Annotated in this window: 10 protein-coding genes; 6 read left to right on the plus strand and 4 right to left on the minus strand. The window is 30.6% G+C overall.

Annotated features, from left to right (window positions below):
* The first annotated feature begins 46 nt into the window (after positions 1 to 46).
* The 5 genes from MPAN_RS02015 (at position 47) to MPAN_RS02035 (ending at position 16,136) form a co-directional block, all read left to right on the plus strand.
* A complete protein-coding gene (locus MPAN_RS02015) occupies positions 47 to 2,110 on the plus strand; it encodes a hypothetical protein (RefSeq protein ID WP_176240015.1) in 2,064 nt (687 codons plus the stop codon).
* An 84-nt stretch (positions 2,111 to 2,194) separates the two neighbouring features.
* Positions 2,195 to 2,623 carry a flavodoxin gene (locus MPAN_RS02020; protein ID WP_176240014.1) on the plus strand — a complete coding sequence of 143 codons (429 nt, stop codon included), beginning with the start codon at positions 2,195 to 2,197 and terminating at the stop codon, positions 2,621 to 2,623.
* A 95-nt stretch (positions 2,624 to 2,718) separates the two neighbouring features.
* Positions 2,719 to 5,688: a DNA polymerase III subunit alpha gene (locus tag MPAN_RS02025; protein ID WP_176240013.1), complete on the plus strand. Its 2,970-nt coding sequence runs from the start codon at positions 2,719 to 2,721 to the stop codon at positions 5,686 to 5,688.
* A gap of 72 nt (positions 5,689 to 5,760) precedes the next feature.
* Entirely contained in the window at positions 5,761 to 6,645 is an 885-nt protein-coding gene (locus MPAN_RS02030) for a cation diffusion facilitator family transporter (RefSeq protein WP_176240012.1), read from the plus strand.
* 125 nt (positions 6,646 to 6,770) lie between these two features.
* The gene (locus tag MPAN_RS02035) at positions 6,771 to 16,136 is read left to right on the plus strand and encodes a hypothetical protein (RefSeq protein WP_231756799.1); all 9,366 of its coding nucleotides are present in this window, start codon (positions 6,771 to 6,773) and stop codon (positions 16,134 to 16,136) included.
* Between the two features lie 69 nt (positions 16,137 to 16,205).
* Here MPAN_RS02035 and MPAN_RS02040 read toward each other — a convergent pair whose 3' ends face one another.
* From MPAN_RS02040 to MPAN_RS02055, 4 genes are all read right to left on the minus strand, one after another.
* Positions 16,206 to 17,639 carry a M20/M25/M40 family metallo-hydrolase gene (locus MPAN_RS02040; protein WP_176240105.1) on the minus strand — a complete coding sequence of 478 codons (1,434 nt, stop codon included), beginning with the start codon at positions 17,637 to 17,639 and terminating at the stop codon, positions 16,206 to 16,208.
* Positions 17,639 to 18,298: a hypothetical protein gene (locus MPAN_RS02045; RefSeq protein WP_176240106.1), complete on the minus strand. Its 660-nt coding sequence runs from the start codon at positions 18,296 to 18,298 to the stop codon at positions 17,639 to 17,641. The genes MPAN_RS02040 and MPAN_RS02045 overlap by 1 nt, the downstream gene beginning before the upstream one ends.
* A complete protein-coding gene (locus MPAN_RS02050) occupies positions 18,299 to 19,039 on the minus strand; it encodes a DUF5058 family protein (RefSeq protein ID WP_176240107.1) in 741 nt (246 codons plus the stop codon). It abuts the gene before it with no gap.
* A 118-nt stretch (positions 19,040 to 19,157) separates the two neighbouring features.
* A complete protein-coding gene (locus tag MPAN_RS02055) occupies positions 19,158 to 20,402 on the minus strand; it encodes a 6-phosphofructokinase (RefSeq protein WP_176240108.1) in 1,245 nt (414 codons plus the stop codon).
* Between the two features lie 186 nt (positions 20,403 to 20,588).
* Between MPAN_RS02055 and pfkA the strand changes: the two genes are divergently transcribed.
* A complete protein-coding gene (gene pfkA / locus MPAN_RS02060; protein ID WP_176240109.1) occupies positions 20,589 to 21,539 on the plus strand; it encodes a 6-phosphofructokinase in 951 nt (316 codons plus the stop codon).
* Positions 21,540 to 21,566: the final 27 nt, after the last annotated feature.

Consider the following 21,566-nt stretch of genomic DNA (forward strand, 5'->3'; position numbering starts at 1 on the left):
AAGTAAAAAGACATCTAAACTCCTATGATGAAATAGAGGTGATAAGATGTCTTTTTTTGATATATTTTTTAACTTTACGATATTATTATTAAATGTCAGTTGGTTTAATACAGAAGTAGATCTACCACTTGATAGTAATATATATGATTATTTAGAAACTGTAGAAGCTAGAATTTATGATGATGGTATGTTGATAGATGATGCAAGAGTATCTTATCAGTTTAATGGTGTAAACCATAGTTTTGTATCCACAATCAAAACCAGTTATGTTAAAACCTACACACTCTATGTTGAAGCTTATTTTGAGGATTATGATCTTAAAGATATTACTATATTAGAAATCAATGTATGTGATTTTGATGCACCTGAAATCACTTATATTCCTACTTATACTATTAATTATTTAGATGATTTACCAGATTTCACTAAAAATGTAGAATATATAGATAATTATGATCAAAATGATCAATTAACTTTAAGCATCGATACATCAGCAATCAATGAAACAAGTATTGGTGCATATGAAATTATATATCGGATATCAGATAGTTCACATAACGAAAGTATGTATACAAAATTATTTAATATCGTTGATAAGACCGCACCAACAATAGAATTAATAAAAGAAATCACTCTAGATGTAAACCAAGCTTTTATCGTAGAAGATTTTTTAAAAGTTGAAGATAATTATGATGCAAATATAAGATTAAAAATCTTGGATGAACAGGTGGATTACGATCAACTAGGGGTATACGAGATGACAGTGATTGCTACTGATTTATCAAGAAATTCAAGTAATGAAATATTTTTAGTAAATATTGTTGATCAAAGTCCACCAGATCTCATCTTAAAAACGAATCCTGCACCAATTTCTGTTTTTTCTACAATCACTGAAGAATTGTTGAAATCCTATATACTTTCTATTGCTGATAATTATGATTTAATATCTGTTGATGATGTGATCATGACTCATGATATTGATCAAACGAGATTAGGAGATTATCATATTTATTATACATGTAGTGATCAATCACATAATACAGTATCTCAAACTTTAGAAATAGAAGTCATAGATGATATTAAACCGGTTGTTGAAGTCATCACACCTTTAGTTTTTGATGTATTTGATCAAGACCCTATGATGAGTGATTATTTTCTTATCACAGATAACTATAATGATTTTGATGATTTAGATATTAAATACACTTATTCATTTGATATAGATGAAATTGGTAGATATCAAATAAGAGTAGAAGTTACTGATAAGAGTAAAAATAAAACGATATATCTAACTGATGCTAGCGTTATCGATCAAATACCTCCAGTTATCACGCAAGTCAGTGAAATTATTATTACTAATTTTGAAGAATTAGATCTATCGATCTATTTTAATGCTATTGATGAATATGATGGTGAACTTACACAAATCACAATAGATGATTATCAAGTTGATTATCAAAAACTAGGGGCATACGATATCATCGTTAGTGCTAGTGATTTATCCAACAACACATCGTTTTTTTTCACAAAGGTACATATTATTGATATAAAAAGCCCTAACTTAACTCTATCAACTCAAAAAATCTATTTAGATTTAGATAGTTCTATGAATGATGAAGTTTCATATATTATAGATATTTATGATGATTATGATGATTTGAGTGTTGGTGATGTATTCATAGAATCAACTATAAAAACAGATACAATAGGTCAATATGAATTAATTTATACGATTATAGATAGCTCGCTAAATGAATTTTCTCAAAAAATTGATGTGTATGTTGATGATTATACGCCTCCAAACATATCAGGGTTTCCACTTTATATATCGATGTATGACACTATTGATTTATTAGAAGGTCTTACTATAGATGATAACATAGGTATATATGACATATATTATGAACCTACTGTATTAGATACGTCATATCCAGGGTCTTATGAAATATGGTATACAGTCCTAGATCAAAGAGGTAATAAAACTAGTTTTTCAAGAATGATTTATATACAAGAAATTGATCAGAGTTACCAAATAAATGACTTTATACCGATCATTATAACGATGATTTCATCAATGTCAGTAATATATTATCTATATAAGAAAATGTAGTCTATATCTTTTGACTTAAACTTTTAATTGATTTATAATATGAGCGTAACACAAGCAATTAAAAATATAAAGGAGATTTTACATATGGCCGACGTATTATTAGTATATTGGAGTGGAACAGGTAACACAGAAATTATGGCGGAAAAGATCAAGGAAGGTCTAGAATCTACAGGAGCAAGTGTTGTTTATAGAAGTGTTGATGCAGTTGAAGCAAGTGAAGTTTCTGGATTTGATAAAATAGTATTTGGATGTCCATCTATGGGCGTAGAATCATTAGAAGAAGATGAGTTTGAACCATTCTTTGAAGAAGTAAAAAGTGAATTAACAGGTAAAAAAGTTGCGATATTTGGTTCATATGGATGGGGCGATGGCGAGTGGATGGATGCATGGGAAGAAAGTGTGAAAGAAACAGGCGCAAATCTTTATGAATCAGGATTCAAAATCAATTCAACACCAAGTTCTGAAGAAGAAGATGAATGTTTCGAATTTGGAGTAGCTTTTGGAAAATATTAAAAATTATATAAAATAAAATGCTAAGTTTAGCATTTTTTTTATAAGTTAGAAAAAATTATGATTAAAAGCATGTATAATATGAGTAGGTGATTCTTATGTATGGAACATTATATTTACAAAGTTCATATTCTATGCTAAAAAACACAATTCCTCTACCTGTATTAATTGAAAATGCAAAAAAAGGAAATTATGATTTTATAGCACTATCAGATGAGCAACTTCACGGTATGCTCCATCTTTTTAAACATGCAGAAAAACACCATATAAAACCTATTTTAGGTCTTAAGGTAAGTGTTAACTATACTTTGGGTCAAACAGGATTTTTAGTTTTTGTAAAAAACAATGTAGGATATCAAAATATATTAAAAATCAGTTTACTTAAAAGTAAAAATGAGTTAACCTATGAGGCTTTAGTTAAGTATCAAGAAGGGTTAATATTCGTAACATCGGGTCAAGATACAATCATCAATCAATTGATTTTAAATAAACAAAGTGATCAAGCATTGAGTATCATGATTGAATTTAAACAAAAATTTGAAAGTTTTTATTTAGGATTATCTTTAGATACATTTGATATGGAAGTTATAGTCGCACCTAAACTTAAAGAATTAGCAAAACAAGTTAATTTAAAATATCTGCCAATTCATGAAACATCTTATCTCATAGAAGATGATAAGGTTGCATATGAAGCATTAAGAAAAATAGATGATGACTCTCATCAAATGCCAGAAGATGCACATTATCAATTTATGGATAAAGACACATTAATCAAGCATTTTTCGGATTACAAGGAAGTTTTTACAAATCTTGATGAGATGGTCAATTTAGTTAACTTCAAATGGGTTGCACCTGTATTTGATATGCCAAAATATGAAATCAAAGGCACATCTTCAAAAGCTTATTTAAAATCTTTAGCAATTAAAGGATTAAAAAAGCGATTAGAAGGCACTCAAAAAACACATCATATCTATCAAGAAAGATTGTTATATGAATTAAGTGTTATTCATGATATGGGATTTGATCATTATTTTTTAATTGTTTTTGATTTTGTGAGATATGCAAAAACTCATGATATTTTAGTAGGTCCTGGTAGAGGATCAGCTGCAGGATCTTTAGTGTCATATTGTTTAGGGATCACAGATGTTGATCCAATAGAATATGATCTTCTTTTTGAACGTTTTTTAAATCCTGAGAGAATTACAATGCCAGATATTGATCTAGATTTTCCTGATAATAAAAGAGATGAAGTTATCTCATATGTTAAAGAAAAATATGGGAAAGATCATATGATATCAATCATCACATTTGGAACATTTGCTGTTCGCTCATCGATTAGAGATATTGCAAGAGTTATGAAAATTGATATTCAAAGAGTTAATGCGATTATCAAAAGAGTTTTAAATGATCAAGTAGATACTAAGGATCAAGAAACAGTACGATTATTAGAAGTTGCAAAAAAAATAGAAGGCTTACCTAGACATACAGGCACACATGCTGCAGGTATGATTTTAGCTGAGCAAGATCTAAGTCAATACATTCCTCTATTAGAAAATCAAGATGGATTTTATCAATCACAATTTGAAGCAAGTGATTTAGAATCTTTAGGGTTACTTAAGATAGATTTTTTAGGTATTAGAAACTTACAAATTATTCATGATGTTATAGAATTAATTAAACTTGAAAACCCTAAATTTCAATTAAATCAAATACCTTTAGATGATACTAAAACCTATGATTTATTAAGCCAGGCAAGAAGTGAAGGTGTCTTTCAATTAGAATCAAATGGTATGAAAAATGTACTAAGAAAATTAAAGCCAAATACATTCGAAGATATCATCGCATTACTAGCTTTATTTAGACCAGGACCAATGGATCATATAGATGAATATATTGAAAGAAGAAATGGTAAACCTTATGAAATAATTCATCCTCAATTAACAGATATTTTAAAGCCTACTTATGGCATTATTATATATCAAGAACAAATCATGAGAATCGCAAATGAATTTGCTGGATATACGCTTGCTCAAGCGGATTTACTGAGAAGAGGTATATCTAAGAAAAACTTAGAAATACTAGAAAAAGAGAGACTAAGATTTATTGAAAAATGTGCAGCGAAAAACTACTCAAAAGACATCGCTGAAACGATCTATGATTTGATTGTTAAATTTGCTAATTATGGATTCAATAGAAGCCATAGCGTTGCATACAGTTTAGTCGCATATCAAATGGCATATTTAAAAGCAAACCATTTTCAAAAATTCATGACAGTTCTATTATCAAATAGTATGGGAAATGTTAAAACAACCTATGAATATATCACTGATTTAAGAAGACATCATATTGATGTTCTTCCACCGGATATTAATAAATCTACGGATACATTTATATTAAAAGATAATCAAATTATTCTTCCTTTATTGTCAATTAAAAGTATTGGAAAAGCTCAAGTTCAAAAGATTATAGATGCTCGAGCAGACACACCATTTAAAGATTTTCACGATTTTAAAATGCGATTAAAAAATGTGATAAATGATAAAAACATAGAGATGCTAATTCATAGTGGAGCATTAGATAGTTTTAAATTAAATCATCATACAATGATTGAAAATAAAGATGCAAGTCATGCAGGATATGAGTTGTATATTACTGATTTCAAATTACAAGAGCATGAAGAGTATGGTTTTAGAGATCTAGCTCTAAATGAAAAAGAAGCAATAGGATTTAATCTAGTTTATCATCCTTTGCAAATGTATCAAGCATATATTAAAGAGCATAAGCTACAAACAATAGAAGATTTAAATACCCAAAAACAAATTCGTTTTCTTGGATTTATTACGCATAAAAAAATAATTAAAACTAAACAAGGCAAACCAATGGTTTTTATTACTATAGATGATGGACAACATCAAATAGAAGCAACCCTGTTTACACAAACTTATTTAGATTATGAATCATTACTTGATGAACAAATTAAGATGTTTGATATTAAAGAAAATGTATTCAAAGAGAAAAAAACATATGTTGTTGATAAAATATTCACCATAGAAAAAGTAAGTGGATAAGATTTGACTCTTGAACAAAAGATGAAAAACAAATGTTAGACTTAAATTTAAACTATATTTAGAAGGTATATGATGACAAAACAAAGTAGAAAAAAAATATTATCAGCAATTTATATCGGATTAATAGCCAACATTTTTTTAACTCTTATTAAAATAGGGTTTGGATTATGGGGTAATGCACAATCACTCGTATCAGATGGGATCAACTCATTTTCTGATATTTTTATGAGTTTAATGATATTTTTTGTTTTAAAAGTTGCAACAAAAAAACCTGATCACAATCATCCATATGGGCATCAAAAATTTGAAGGACTTGCATATTTTACCATTGGCATCATCTTCTCATTTACAGCTATTTTTATAGGGTATAGAGCCGTAGCGTCAATCATAGAATATAGTATTAACCAAAGTGCTGTGCTTAAACCAGACATCATCACGTTATATATCTCAATTTTAAGTTTAGGTGTTAAGATTGGACTAACCATCTTTTATTTTAAATTAAATAAGCTTTATAAAAATCCAACAATAAAAGCCGAATATAAAAATCATTTTTTCGATATTTGGTCTACATCCTTAACAGTCATTGTGCTTGTTTTAGCACAATATAATTTAATCATTTTTGATTACATTGGATCTTTAATCATTAGTTTCTTTATATTACGATTGTCAATCTCTATTTTAAAAGAAGCAGCAACATTTCTTGTTGATCAAGCACCTGATAATAGCGAACTCAAACATATTAGAGATTATATTTCTAGTGTAGATGGAGTTGTGACAATCGATGATTTGAAAGCAAGAATGCACATGACAGAATTATATGTTGATGTTGAAATAGGCGTAAAAGAAAACTTGTCTTTAAAAGAAGCACATGAAATAGCAGAATATGTACATGAGCATGTTGAGCATAAATTTGAAGAAGTCATTCATTGCATGGTTCATGTAAACCCTCATAAATAGGCCAAAAGCCTATTTTTTTTTCATGTATATTATATAATATACATATTCATGGTGACTTTATTGTGTTATCATCGAATTTTTGCTAAAATAGGTATAAACATAATGAGCGGAAAGGCGGAGAACATATGCCATCATTTCTAACGATTCAATGGGCCATAGTCGGATTCTTTGTTTTAATACATTTTTTAATTGGATTTTTAAGAGGAACAAGAAAATCAACCTATTTTTCTATTGTTAGTTTAATCATGACAGTTGTTACTATTTGGATTGTTTCGAAACTATCACTCAATCTGTTATTTTCATATGGAATGAGTTTTGATTCATTAATAAATCTTATAAATGGTCTAACTGGCGGAGCTATACCTGTTAATGTGATAACCTATTTAGTGGATCCACAAATTCTTGGTGTTGTTACTGCGATTATAGATTTAGTTATTAGAATTATTGCGTTCATTATTTTGTATCCTATTATAAAATTTTCATTAACGTTTACTATTTTCAAACCTATTTGGAAACGTATTATACTTCCTATACTTTTGAAGAAACAAAATGATAGAGCAAAATTAGAATATGAAGAAACAAATCAATCAAATAAAAAATTCTCACCAAAAAAACGACTTAACAAAAATATATTTGGTCGTCTTGGAGGAGGATTAGTTGGATCTTTAAGAGGTTTGGTAGTTGCATTTGTATTTTTAGTACCACTTTTAGTTATTGCGGGATTTGCATCTGAAATTAATAATAGTGTAAATGTAGCAATACAAAGTCAAGAAACACAATTATCAACTGGTACTCAAGTAGCAAGTATTATACCAAGTGAAATTCAAGATATATTAGATAATATAGAAGAAATGAATAATGGCGGGTTATCTGCAATTGTTAAAGATATAAAAGTTCAAGAGAAATCATTGGATCGTTATATCTTTGATACTGTTTTTACAACTCAAATTGTTATTGAAGATATTAAAACCCCAATCAATTTTGGAAACGAATTAGAACATATCGTTGGCATAGCAAATATATTAGTTCAAAATGGATATTTAGACAATTATGATATAAATAATTTATCATCAACAGATATAGATAACGCAGAACTAATTTTTAATCATATTGGACAAAGTGAACTTATTGGTTATATGATTCCAGCTGCAGTTAGATATGGTGTTGAAAATTTAGCACCTGATTTTCTTGAGGGTGTTATTTTAAGTGATCGTGCTGCATCACAAGATGCATTGGATGCATTTTATGACATATCATGGGATGAAGAATTTTCCAGAATATTTGGTATTGCAGATGCTGCATTAACATTTGCATCTGTTGGCCAGTGGCAAACATATCTAGATCAACCAGAGCTTCTTGCTGAGTTAACTCCTGAAGAAGGTGTATTATTTGCAAATATTTTAAGAGCATTTGGAGATTTAGAAGTTTTAACTTTAGTAAATGTAGCATTAGATTATGCAACAACATTAGAAGAAGTACAACAACAAATCACATGGATGGAACCAAGTGAAGTTGAAGGATACTTACAAGATAAATTCGCATTTGTTTTAGATGATCCTACTTTTTTCAGTGGTAGTGATGGTGAAATTTATCGAATTGCTCAAATTTTAGAAACAATATTTTCTGATGAATTTGGAGATTCTAATTTATCAACTTTAGTTAATTCATTTGATGATCCTGAAGCATTAATTCAAAATCAAAATCCTGAATGGATTGGAGCAATCATAAGTGATTTAGTTGAAGTGCAATTATTTATAGAATCTATTCCAATCGGTGTAGATTATGCATTTTACACACAATTAAAAGATTCAATGGATGACACACTTTCAGATCAAATTATTTCTGAGTTAGAACTTATAGAATGGGATGCTGAAATTAACAATGTTGGAGATATTTATAAAGAAGCACTTAAATTAGGAGTTAGTGCTGTTTTTGGTGATGATGTGGATTATTATCAACTAATCGATAGTATTGCTGTTGATCATATGGATTCTTTAAGATCAATTGTTGAATATATATTTGAAGGTAGTGAAGTTGTAAATGTAGCCATTGAATTAGCTAGCCCAATATTGGTAGATAAATATGTTACCAATCCTGAAGTACAAGAAATTGTTATGGATATTTTAAGTAGTGATCCTGCTACTGGTGTGGTTGATTTTAATTTTGGACAAGAATTGAACAATGTTTTATCAATACTTGAATCAGTAACAAAATTTGCGACAACCAGTGAAATAGCTGCGATTTCAACTTTAGAAACAAATGATTTGTTAGAACTTGTTTCACAATTAGGAACATTAACTGAACTTGAATATTCAGATCTAAGAACTGCAATATATGATCTACAAATCTTATCAAGAGCTGGAGAATCAGGATTATCATATATAGCATCAATTACTGATATAGCTAATTTATATGTTCCAGATACAGTAGAATTAAATAATGATATTGCTGTTGTCATGGATATTGCATATGAAGTTGCTAGTTATCTTAATGATAATAGTGCCCTATATCCTGATTATCAAGATATAGATTTTACAGATTTATTTGCAGATGATGATTTTAGAGCACTTTTCTTATCAACAGATGCAGAAAAGAATTCAAATTTAATTTTCTTAAATATAGCACATAACTTAAAACTATTCAGTGAAACTGGAAGCACAAGTGAATATCTAAGTGTTCCTGATTCATTAATCAATGCAGATATAGATTCAGAATTATGGGAAGATGAAATCAACGCTTTTTTAGGAGCTGTTTTTGATTTAACATCTACATTAGGACAATCTCCTGATCTTGAATTATCACTTAAAGGCATATTAGATGCTAAAAATGATCCAACGAGTTTAGCAATTGAAGTGTTTACTCAGTTTAGTGATTTAGCAGTAGCCGATGATGCATTTGGTAGTTTAGATAGTTCTATGATTCTAAGAAATTCGATTGTTAAAACTATTGATTCACTTGGATTAACTTTAGAAGATAGCCTTTATGGATATCAATTACAAGTACCTGACCATTTAGTTGTAGATGGCCTGTTAGTAGAAGGCACTTTAACTAATCTTATATATTCAATTGCAGTTTTAGTTGAAGATATTAATCAAACACAAAATTTAGGTAGTATTCGTGATGTTCTTGATTATGCTGCAAACACAGGTTACTTAAACGCTATATTAGGTGTAAGTGATGAAAGTATAGAAACTTTAATTGGTGCTGATTTAATACATGGTATTGTATCTGATGCACTTCTTAATACAGATTTCCAATCATCTATAGTAGATTTATTAAATAGTGCACAGGCTATAGTAGTTTTTGAATCTGATATTTTAGCAATTGATCCATTATTAATGGATGGTTCACTTATTAAAGCTAGTGAAATATCAAATATTTTATTAGCGTTAAGATATTTAGGTATAACAGATACTGCAAGTTTTAGCACAATTGGTATTCCGACATTTACTAATCTCATTGGAAGTAATATTGATGTTGTAACCGGTGAAGATGATTTTGATAGAGTATTTAAAGCAAATTATATTTATACATTATTAGATAGAATTTTAAAACTTGATTCACTTGGTGACTTTGTAGGTACAACTCTAGGTGATGGTTTAGGCATTTCAGTTGTATCATTTGATACGACGCCATCAGCTGCAATGCTTGCAGATGATAGTGTCATATACGAACCGATTGAAGAAGGCAAAATTCCTAAAGATGAATTTAGAGCAATGATTACTTCATTATCACTATTAGGTGACCTTAGCACAATTGGATTAAATACATTTACAGACATGATTGATCCTAGTTTAGCTAGTGATGATTTTACGACATTTATTGAATCGGATTTCATATACACTATTATTGCAAGATTATTTGAAGATCCTGCATTTGGTGATTATGTTGGTGATATGTTATCAGGCGCATTTGGAGATGATCCAATCACTCTTGATATGGCTACACCAGAAGATGCACTTGGCGTAACAGGTGTTGAAGAAGATTTAATGACAAGATATGAACTAAGACAACTTATGGTTTCATTTGATATGCTTGGTTTAGATGGTTCTGCAGATATTTCAGTTCAAACAATCATGGATATGCTTGATGCAAATATTGATCCTGTATCTGGCGATGATGATTTTGCAAGATTTATTGAAAGTAAATTTATTCAAGATAAAGTTTCACAACTTTTATTAAGTGAACAAGTGATAGAGTTAATTGCTAATTCAAGATTTGTTTATGCTGATTTTGTAATGCCAAATAATAGTTTAGTAACTGTTGGCACAAGAGATAGAATGATTAAACAAGAAATATATGATCTGTTCTATGGATTAAAACTTGTTGGCTTAAGTAACTTTGATAATGTTGACATTAACTTAGACGACATAACAAGTTTAACTGAACCAGAACAAGATCAATTACTAGCATCTAGTTACCTATATGTAACGCTAGATCTCATGTTAAAATCAGAAGCAAGTTTAATAGTTCCATCTGATGCATTAGAAGCAGCTGGTAATTATGATGGCATGATTAAAAAGACAGAAATTAAAGATTTACTTTCTGCATTTAGTATTTTAGGTGAAAGTGATCCAGCAAGTATTAATGTAGATAATGTCACCATTGCAGATTTAGAAGATATGTTAGACTTAGAATCAAATATTATTGATCAATTGGTCAGTGATGCTATAGAAGATAATTTAACAACTATTCCTATAACTGCTTATAATCTTCTAGGCACAAGAATTAGTAGAGATGAATTATATAAAATGATTGAAACCTTATTAGTCTTAGCAGGTGGAGATGATCAACAAACATTAAGCACATTAATGCCAATTGATACAGATACAATTACAACAGATATGTTACAAGACATTCATGATGTTGATTCAAGAATTGTAGATAGAATAACCTCAGAAGCAATCATAGACAGTGGAATTTCAATTCATTCACTTGCTTATGATCCTTTGAGTGAGGATGATGGACTTGGACAAAAATTAGATATTCAACGTAGCGAATTAGCAGATCTTATCGAAGCTTTAGATATACTTGATATTGATATTAATAACGCTAGTGCTATAGATCAATCTAAATATACTCCAACAAATGTTGGACTATTACTTGATTTAGAATCACTTATCGTTTATCGTTTAATTTCTGAAGGTATCATTGATCAAGGTCTACAAACTGATGAATCACTTGCTCAAGACGTTATTGATGACAATTATGATCCATTAGCTATTGGTAGTGATATTAAAGTTGATGAAATGGAAGCATTAGTAGAAGCGATGATCGTGTTAGGAATTAGTAACTTAACTGATCCGATTGATGTCTCTTCAGTAAGTGTATTACAACTAGAAGAAACACATTGGTTAGGTCTAGGTATTGATCCAAGTGGTGATGTTTATGAATCAAGAATTATTCATAGACTTATAAGTGATGCTGTAGATGATAATGTAGCTGTTCCAGATGCTGCTTATATGACTGTTGATTTACTTGATATGAATAAAGACGAAGTAAGTGCTTTAATTGAAGCACTTAAGGTCATGGGTATTGCAACACTTGCAGATCCTATCAATGTTAATGCTTTGACAATAGTAGAATTAAAAGATATTAATTATTTAGGATTTGGAACTGATCCAGTAGACGAACAATATGATTCACTTACAATCCATAGATTGATTAGTGATGCAATCGTTGATCAATTATATGCAGGTGATCCTCTACTTGCTCCTGATGGTGTGTTTATGACTGTAGCAAACGAAGATTTATTATCTACAGAAGTTGACGCATTGATTGAATCATTAACTGAAATGGGATTATTAACTTTAGGTGATCCAATCGTTGTTGATGATTTAACACCAGCACAATTAACAGAAATACATTATCTTGGTTTAGGAACTGATCCAGTTCTTGATACTTATGAATCATTAATTATACATAGACTCATAAGTGATGCGGTAGTAGATGCACTTTATACAGGTGATCCATTATTGGCTCCTGATGGTGTCTTTATGACTATTTCAAACGAAGATTTATTACCAGATGAAGTTAGCGCACTTATCCAATCATTAACAGAGATGGGATTAAATAAGCTAAGTGATCCAATTCTCGTTGATGACTTAACGCCAACTCAACTAGAAGAAATACATTATCTAGGTTTAGGAACTGATCCTGATGGTGACGCTTATGAATCATTAATTATCCACAGACTTATTAGTGATGCAGTAGTAGACGCACTTTATACAGGTGATCCTCTACTTGCTCCTGATGGAGTATTCATGACTATTTCAAATGAAGATTTATTACCAGATGAAGTTAGCGCACTTATCCAATCATTAACAGAGATGGGATTAAATAAGCTAAGTGATCCAATTCTCGTTGATGATTTAACACCTGCACAATTAACAGAAATACATTATTTAGGATTAGGAACTGATCCAGTTCTTGATACTTATGAATCATTGATTATTCATAGACTCATAAGTGATGCGGTAGTAGATGCACTTTATACAGGTGATCCATTATTGGCTCCTGATGGTGTCTTTATGACTATTTCAAACGAAGATTTATTACCAGATGAAGTTAGCGCACTTATCCAATCATTAACAGAGATGGGATTAAATAAGCTAAGTGATCCAATTCTCGTTGATGACTTAACGCCAACTCAACTAGAAGAAATACATTATCTAGGTTTAGGAACTGATCCTGATGGTGACGCTTATGAATCATTAATTATCCACAGACTTATTAGTGATGCAGTAGTAGACGCACTTTATACAGGTGATCCTCTACTTGCTCCTGATGGTGTGTTCATGACAGTTGCAAATGAAGATTTATTAGCAGTTGAAATCAGTGCACTTATCCAATCATTAACAGAAATGGGATTAGCTAAACTAAGCGATCCAATTCTTGTAGATGACTTAACTATTGATCAACTACAAGAAATACATTATCTAGGACTTGGAATCAATCCAGGAACTGATGTTTATGAATCTTTAATTATTCATAGACTTATTAGTGATGCAGTAGTAGATGCTCTTTACACAGGTGATCCTCTACTTGCTCCTGATGGTGTGTTCATGACAGTCGCAAATGAAGATTTATTAGCAGTTGAAATTAGTGCACTTATCGTATCATTAACTGAAATGGGATTAACTAAATTAAGTGATCCAATCCTTGTAGATGACTTAACTATTGATCAACTACAAGAAATCCATTATTTAGGTTTAGGTACTGATCCTGATGGTGACGCTTATGAATCACTAATTATCCACAGACTTATTAGTGATGCAGTAGTAGACGCACTTTATACAGGTGATCCATTACTTGCTCCTGATGGTGTGTTCATGACAGTTGCAAATGAAGATTTATTAGCAGTTGAAATCAGTGCACTTATCCAATCATTAACTGAAATGGGATTAACTAAATTAAGTGATCCAATTCTTGTTGATGACTTAACTATTGATCAACTACAAGAAATCCATTATTTAGGTTTAGGTACTGATCCTGATGGTGACGCTTATGAATCACTAATTATCCACAGACTTATTAGTGATGCAGTAGTTGATACACTTTATACAGGTGATCCATTACTTGCTCCAACAGGCGTCTTTATGACTCCAGCAAATGAAGATTTATTAGCAGTTGAAATTAGTGCACTTATCCAATCATTAACTGAAATGGGATTAACTAAATTAAGTGATCCAATTCTTGTTGATGACTTAACTATTGATCAATTAAGAAATATTCATTATTTAGGTTTAGGAACTGACCCTGTATTAGATGTTTATGAGTCATTAATTATACATAGACTTATTAGTGATTCAGTCATTGGAACTGTAACCGTACCAGATGACGCTTATATGACACTGGCACAAGAAGATGTTAAGGCTATGGAAATATCTGCATTAATCGAAGCATTAGAAGAAATGGGATTAACTAAACTAAGTGATCCAATCGATGTAGATAACTTAGCAATAGCACAATTACAAGAAATACATTACTTAGGTTTAGGAACTGATCCAGGAACTGATACTTATGAATCCTTAATCATTCATAGATTGATTAGTGATGCAGTTGTTAATTCATTATATGCAAACGATCCTCTAAATGCACCAAGTGGTGTCTTTATGACAGTTGCAAATGAAGATTTATTAGCAGATGAAATCTCTGCATTAATTGAAGCATTAGGTGTAATGGGATTAACTAAACTAAGTGATCCAATCGATGTTGATAATTTACTATTATCACAATTAACAAATATTCATTATCTAGGATTAGGAACTGACCCAGTTGATGAAAGATATGAATCATTAATTATACATAGACTTATCAGTGATTCAGTGATTGCAACAGTAACTGTTCCTGATGACGCTTATATGACATTAGCTCAAGAAGATGTAAAAGCAGTTGAAATATCAGCACTTATTGAAGCATTAGATACTATGGGATTAACTAAACTAAGTGATCCAATCGATGTCAATGGCTTATCAGTAGCAACATTAAAAGAAATTCATTATCTAGGATTAGGAACTGATCCAGGAACAGATGTTTATGAGTCATTAATTATCCATAGATTAGTAAGTGATGCAGTCGTAGATTCTCTATATGCTGGTAATCCAGCAAGTGCTCCAGATGGTGTCTTTATGACAGTTGCAAATGAAGATTTATTAGCAGATGAAATATCAGCATTAATCGCATCAATGGAAGAAATGGGTATTGTAAGTTTAGGCGCATCATTATCATTTAGTAATCCATCAAAAGATCAATTACAAGAACTACATTATTTAGGTCTAGCAGTTGATCCAGTAACTGACTTATATCAATCATTAATTGTTCACAGATTGATTTCTGATTCTGTAGATAGTTCACTTGATGTACCAGATGACGCATATATGACAGTAGCACAAGAAGATATTAAAGTTGATGAAATATCAGCACTTATAGAAGCAATGACAGTTATGGGTATTAGTAATTTAACTGCAGGATTCTCATTTAGTAATCCAACTACAACACAAATTCAAGAATTAAATTACTTAGGTCTTGGAGTTGATCCTGTATTAGATATCTATGATTCATATATTGTTCACAGATTATTATCAGATGCAGTTAGCACAGCTATTACAGTGCCAGCTGGTTCATACATAGCGGGTAGACCTGAAGATATTAAAGCAGCTGAAATAAATCACTTGATTGAAACTATGGATATATTGGAAGTTACAGATGTTAGTAGTTTTGCAGGTATTACAACAGCAGATATTTCTAATCTCAATGGTGGAGCTGGATTATCAGCACAAAATATCGAAGATATAACTGAGACTTCAACAAGTGGACCAAACTTGATTGTATATTACTTTATGAGTAATCTAGTAGATCCAGGAAACAACTTATATCCTGATTTAGATCCACTAAGTGTAGAAGCATCAGATGATCCTTATGTAATGTCTGGCATTACTAGAGTAAGACTTGAAAGAGCCTCATTAGCAACAGCATTAGCAGCATTATAAGATTCAATAATTAAATAAATAAAAATCCCAGCTACAGTGTAGTTGGGATTTTTTCTTAGTAATCTTAAATTATAATTTTTCAATTAAATTAATATAAAAGTTTGTACCATTAATAACATTTTCTCTAGTAATCTTTTCATCTTCACCATGAATTAGCTTTAAATCATCTTTACTAACATCCATAGGAGAAAACTTATAGACTCTTTCACATATCTCATGATAATGTCTAGAATCAGAAGTAGCAACCATTAAGTAAGGTGTTACAACAACATCAGGCCATGTCTTTTTAATTGATTGTCTAACAAGTCCATATGCATCATCTAATATAGAAGTAGTCGTTGCTTCTGAAACATTAATAACTTCAATCTTAATATCATCATTATGAATAACTCGTCTAATCTTTTTTAAAACTGTTTGACTATCTTCATGTGGTCTTAATCTATAATTTATTCCAACAGAAGCTTGATTAGGTAATACATTTAATGCATCGCTTGCACTTGATGTAGTAAAAGCTTGAGTTGTTTTAAACATAGATAATAATTCACCACCAGATAGTTTAGCAATCAATTTAACAATTGGTGTGAAAATCCATAGATTTGCGAAAATCATCTTAATAGGAAAACTCTTAGAATAAGGAGCTAATGTATTAAATAATACTTTGACAGGTTCAGTTAATTTCAATTTGAAAGTTTTTGATTTATTTAACTTAACAACTGCTTTAGATAATGTAGTTAAAGCTGTATTTTTGGGTGGAGTTGAAGCATGACCACCTTTAGAATATGCAGTTAACTTAACATTCATAAATCCTTTTTCAGCAATACCGATAACTGCAGCTTTTTTATCGACACCAGGGAACATATTAGAAACAATTGCTCCACCTTCGTCTAAAACCATATAAGGTTGGATACCTTCTTTTTTAAAGTGTTCAACCATCAAATGTTGAGTTTCTCCATTGATTTCTTCATCACCAGAAAAAGAGACATATAAATCACGATTAAAGACTTTTCCATTTTTTAAACTAAACTCTAAGCCTTCCATGACTGCATTTAAACTGCTCTTTGTATCAAGCGTTCCTCTACCATAAATATAGGTATCATCGATTTTACCACTAAATGGCTCAAATGTCCAATTTCCCTCAACAGGAACTATATCAAAATGAGCCATTAGAACTGTTGGATCATCTGATTTTTCACCTTTGATATGATATAAAACTCCAGTTCCAATTTCTTTATAAGTAGCATGTTCATATATTAAAGGATAGCGTTCTTTTAAATGAGCTTTAAAATCAAGAAACGCTTTTTTATTTATCTTTTTTGAATCTGGATAAGATATCGTAGGAATCTTTATTTTTTGTGATAATGACTCTAAAACTCTAGACTCATCAATCTCATATTTCTTTTTCATTTCTGGATATAATATAGGCTTGAATTGAATAGTTTTAACCAATATAATAATAATTAATATAACAAAAATACCAATTAAAACATATAGATAATCATCCATTACTCAATCATTCCTTTCTTATAAAGAATTCTTGAAACAACTAATGAAATAATGACACCAACAGGTACCATAATACCAACTAAACCACCACTTCCAGGGACGAATAAGAAGAAGAGAATCATAAAGATAAGTGGAAAAATTGCAACTTTAAATCTTTTAGAAATATAAACAATTCCGATTGCTCCAAATAATGCTGGAATCACATTATCAAAAGCAGGCTTTAAGACATCTGATTCTAAAATAGGAGCCAATGGAATAATTAAAACAATACCAATAATGATGATTAAAGTAGTTGCGATTGAAGAAGATGCGACAGCAATCGTAGCTAATACGTCACCTTCATCGGTTCCCTTTTCAACATTTAATGCATCTTGTGCATTAAGTGCAGCAGGAACTTTTAAACTTGTTAAATTACCAGTCACAAAAGCTAGGTAACTACTACCAGAACCGAGCATTGGTGTAAAGGTAAACACTTCAATTGTAGTAACGGGCCAAAAGATTACTGCAGTTGCAATAAATCCTGGTAAAAAATTACTAAAGCTTGGCCAAATACCTGTAAAAATACTTATTGACAAGGGAAGAGATACAAATAATAATAAAGCACCTAACATCCAAATACGTCCTTCAAAATGTATTTGATCTTGATATGTTCTTTTCATTTATCTTACCCCCAATAAAGCATAAAGTAATGCAAGTGCCATCGATGACATCATCGATAAAGGCAATGCATAATTCTTAAGCCATTCTTGTTTATATTTTTTAATGATAAAACCAAATATAATAATTAATCCAGCACTAGATAATAAAACCAAAATAGCTAGTATTGAAATATACGTTTCATTAGTAACTTCATTAGTTATAGGTGCTACAACATATCCTACAAAAGCTGATATCATACCCAAAAATAAAGCATCCATCATAATGTTTTTCCAAGTAGAATCTTTTTCTTTGATCTGATCAAATTTTTTACTAATCTTTTTTAAAAATAAAGGAACAATCAAAAGTGGTGGTATACAACCTAGAGTCATAACCCATAGAGCAGTTACAATCATATCAGGAGTAATTGATGCACTTCCGATGTTTAAACCAAAAACACCTTTGATAACATTAGTTGCTGCAGGAAGTTCATAAGTTAGCGCACCTAATGTGCCTAATCTTAAACCTGCGACCATCGGACCAAATACTTTAGTCAGAATAACAAGTCCAAATAATATAGCCATAGATGGAGCAATTGAAAAGATCATAGAAGAAGTGATTGTTTTTCTAATTTGCTCTTTCGTAAATTCAAGTTCAATTGCTCTTTTTCGTGCTTTGAGCAAGAAAACTGTACTTTGTGTTAATACATAAAGAAAAATAATTCCTACAATGAGATAAACCCACCAAACATTTAAAAAATCCATTTCGTATCCCTCGATTCATTTTGCTTAATTTAGTATATTATACCTTAATTTTTATATTTCATAAATAACATTTTTCAAACTAAAAAAAGAGTATCCGATTTGGATACTCTTTACAAACTTATTTTTTTTGAACTCTTATTTTCTTTAATTTTGCAAATCTAGGAAGACCATCAACTAATTTAGCTTTTGATTCACCTTGAATTAGTGGTAATGCATAATCAATAAATTCTTGTGTAAATCCTTGACCTCTTGGTTTAATCCATTCTAATGGAAGTTTTTGTTCTTCGTTAGCAGCTTTCTTTAAAGAGATTAATTTATATTTAATCTTATAAGGATTTGATGAGACTCTTTCAAAACCAACCATTTTATCAGTTGTTCCTCTTACAGCTGCTTTAACAGCTTTTTGACCAGCTTTAAATGCTTCTTCAACATCAACTTTTGAAGCTAAGTGAGCTGCAGAGCGTTGTAATAAACTAAATTCAATTGCTCTAACTTTAACATTGATTCTATTTGATACTTCAGTAGCTAATACAGCTGCAGTTCCACCTAATTGTGCATGACCAAATGCATCAGTCTTTAATTCTTGTAGAGTTTCAGCAATATATTGACCTTTAGCATTTTTAATGCCTTCAGATACTGCAACTAAAACTTTACCTTTTTCTTTTAAAATTCTTTTGACATCTTCAAAGAATTCTTCTAAATCAAATGCAACTTCAGGTACATAGATTAAGTCAGGACCTTGTCCTTTATAAGAAGCTAGTGCAGATGCAGCAGTTAACCAACCAGCATTTCTACCCATAACTTCAACGATTGTAATTTGAGGAATTGCATAGACTGTAGCATCTAGATATAACTCCATAAATGAAGTAGCTACATATTTTGCAGCACTTGCAAATCCTGGAGAATGGTCTGTAATGTTTAAGTCATTATCGATTGTCTTAGGAACACCCATTACATTACAATCATAACCGGATTTTTTAAAGAATTTTGAAATCTTATTACATGTATCCATTGAATCATTTCCACCATTGTAGAAAAAATAACGTATATTGTATTTTTTGAATACTTCAAGTAGACGTTTATAATCTGTATCATCTTTTTTTGGATCAGCTAATTTGTAGCGAACGCTACCAATTGCAGATGATGGTGTATTTTTTAATAGTTTAAGTTCTTCAACATCTTCTTGTCTAATATCATAAAACTCTTCGTGTAATACACCTTTAATACCATGAACTGCTCCATATACATCAGTAATATTTTCTTGTTTTAAAGCTTCTAAGAAAACACCAGCAGCACTAGAATTAATAACACTTGTTGGACCGCCTGATTGGCCAAGAAGTGCAGCACCTTTTAAATTTTTCATATTTTCATCACCGTTTCTTATATTTTTTTTACTTCAACATGTCTATTTTAACATAGATAAATATCTTTTTGTTAAAAAATCGTTTTCATAAATCGTAAAAAACTAAGTTACATCCGTTTAAAAGATATAACATATATGTTATAATAAATATTGGTTAGGATTTGTTACTCGAAGGAGATATTAAATATGAAAATCGCAGTTTTGACTTCCGGCGGTGATGCTCCAGGCATGAATGCTGCAATAAGAGCAGTTGTTCGTTCTGGGACCATGTATGGTCATGAAGTTTATGGAGTAAAAGATGGATATAAAGGATTAGTTGAAGATGAGATGATTTTACTTACACATCAATCTGTGTCAGGCATGTTATCTAAAGGCGGTACTTTTTTAGGTACATCAAGACTTCCTGAATTCAAAGAAATAGAAGTAAGACAAAAAGCTATTGATAATTTAAAAGCTAGAGATATAGAAGCACTTATTACAATCGGTGGAGATGGCACATATAGAGGTGCAATGGAATTAGCTAAAATGGGATTAAAAGTTATTGGTTTGCCAGGCACAATTGATAATGATATTCCAGGAACTGATTTCACGATTGGTTTTAGTACTGCAGTTCAAACGATTGTAGATGCAATCGATAAACTAAGAGATACATCATCATCACATCAAAGAGTAAGTATTATTGAAGTGATGGGTAGACATAGTGGTGATTTAGCTGTTTATGCAGGAATTTGTGGGGGTGCTGAGTTTATCATCACACCAGAAAATCCAATGGATAAAGCAGATATGGTTGCAAAGATTAAAAAATATAAAGGCGAAGGCAGAAGACATGCGATTATCGTTATTACTGAAAAGATATTAGATGTACATGCACTTGCTGAAGAAATTACAGAAGCAACAGGATTTAGTTCACGTGCAACAGTTTTAGGATATATTCAAAGAGGTGGTCAACCTTGTCCAGAAGATCGTATTTTAGGATCACGTATGGGAACTTATGCTGTTGAACTTTTAAATGATGATATTTATGGAGTTTGTGTAGGAATTAGAGATTCAAGAATGGTACACTTACCATTCGCAAATATTATAGGCCAAAAGAGACCAAAAAATGAATTATATTCATTAGTTAAAAAAATCTCTTAATGAAATTGTGTTTAATAAAAAAAATAT

The organism is Mariniplasma anaerobium, assembly GCF_016865445.1.
Taxonomy (GTDB): Bacteria; Bacillota_I; Bacilli_A; order Acholeplasmatales; family Acholeplasmataceae; genus Mariniplasma; species Mariniplasma anaerobium.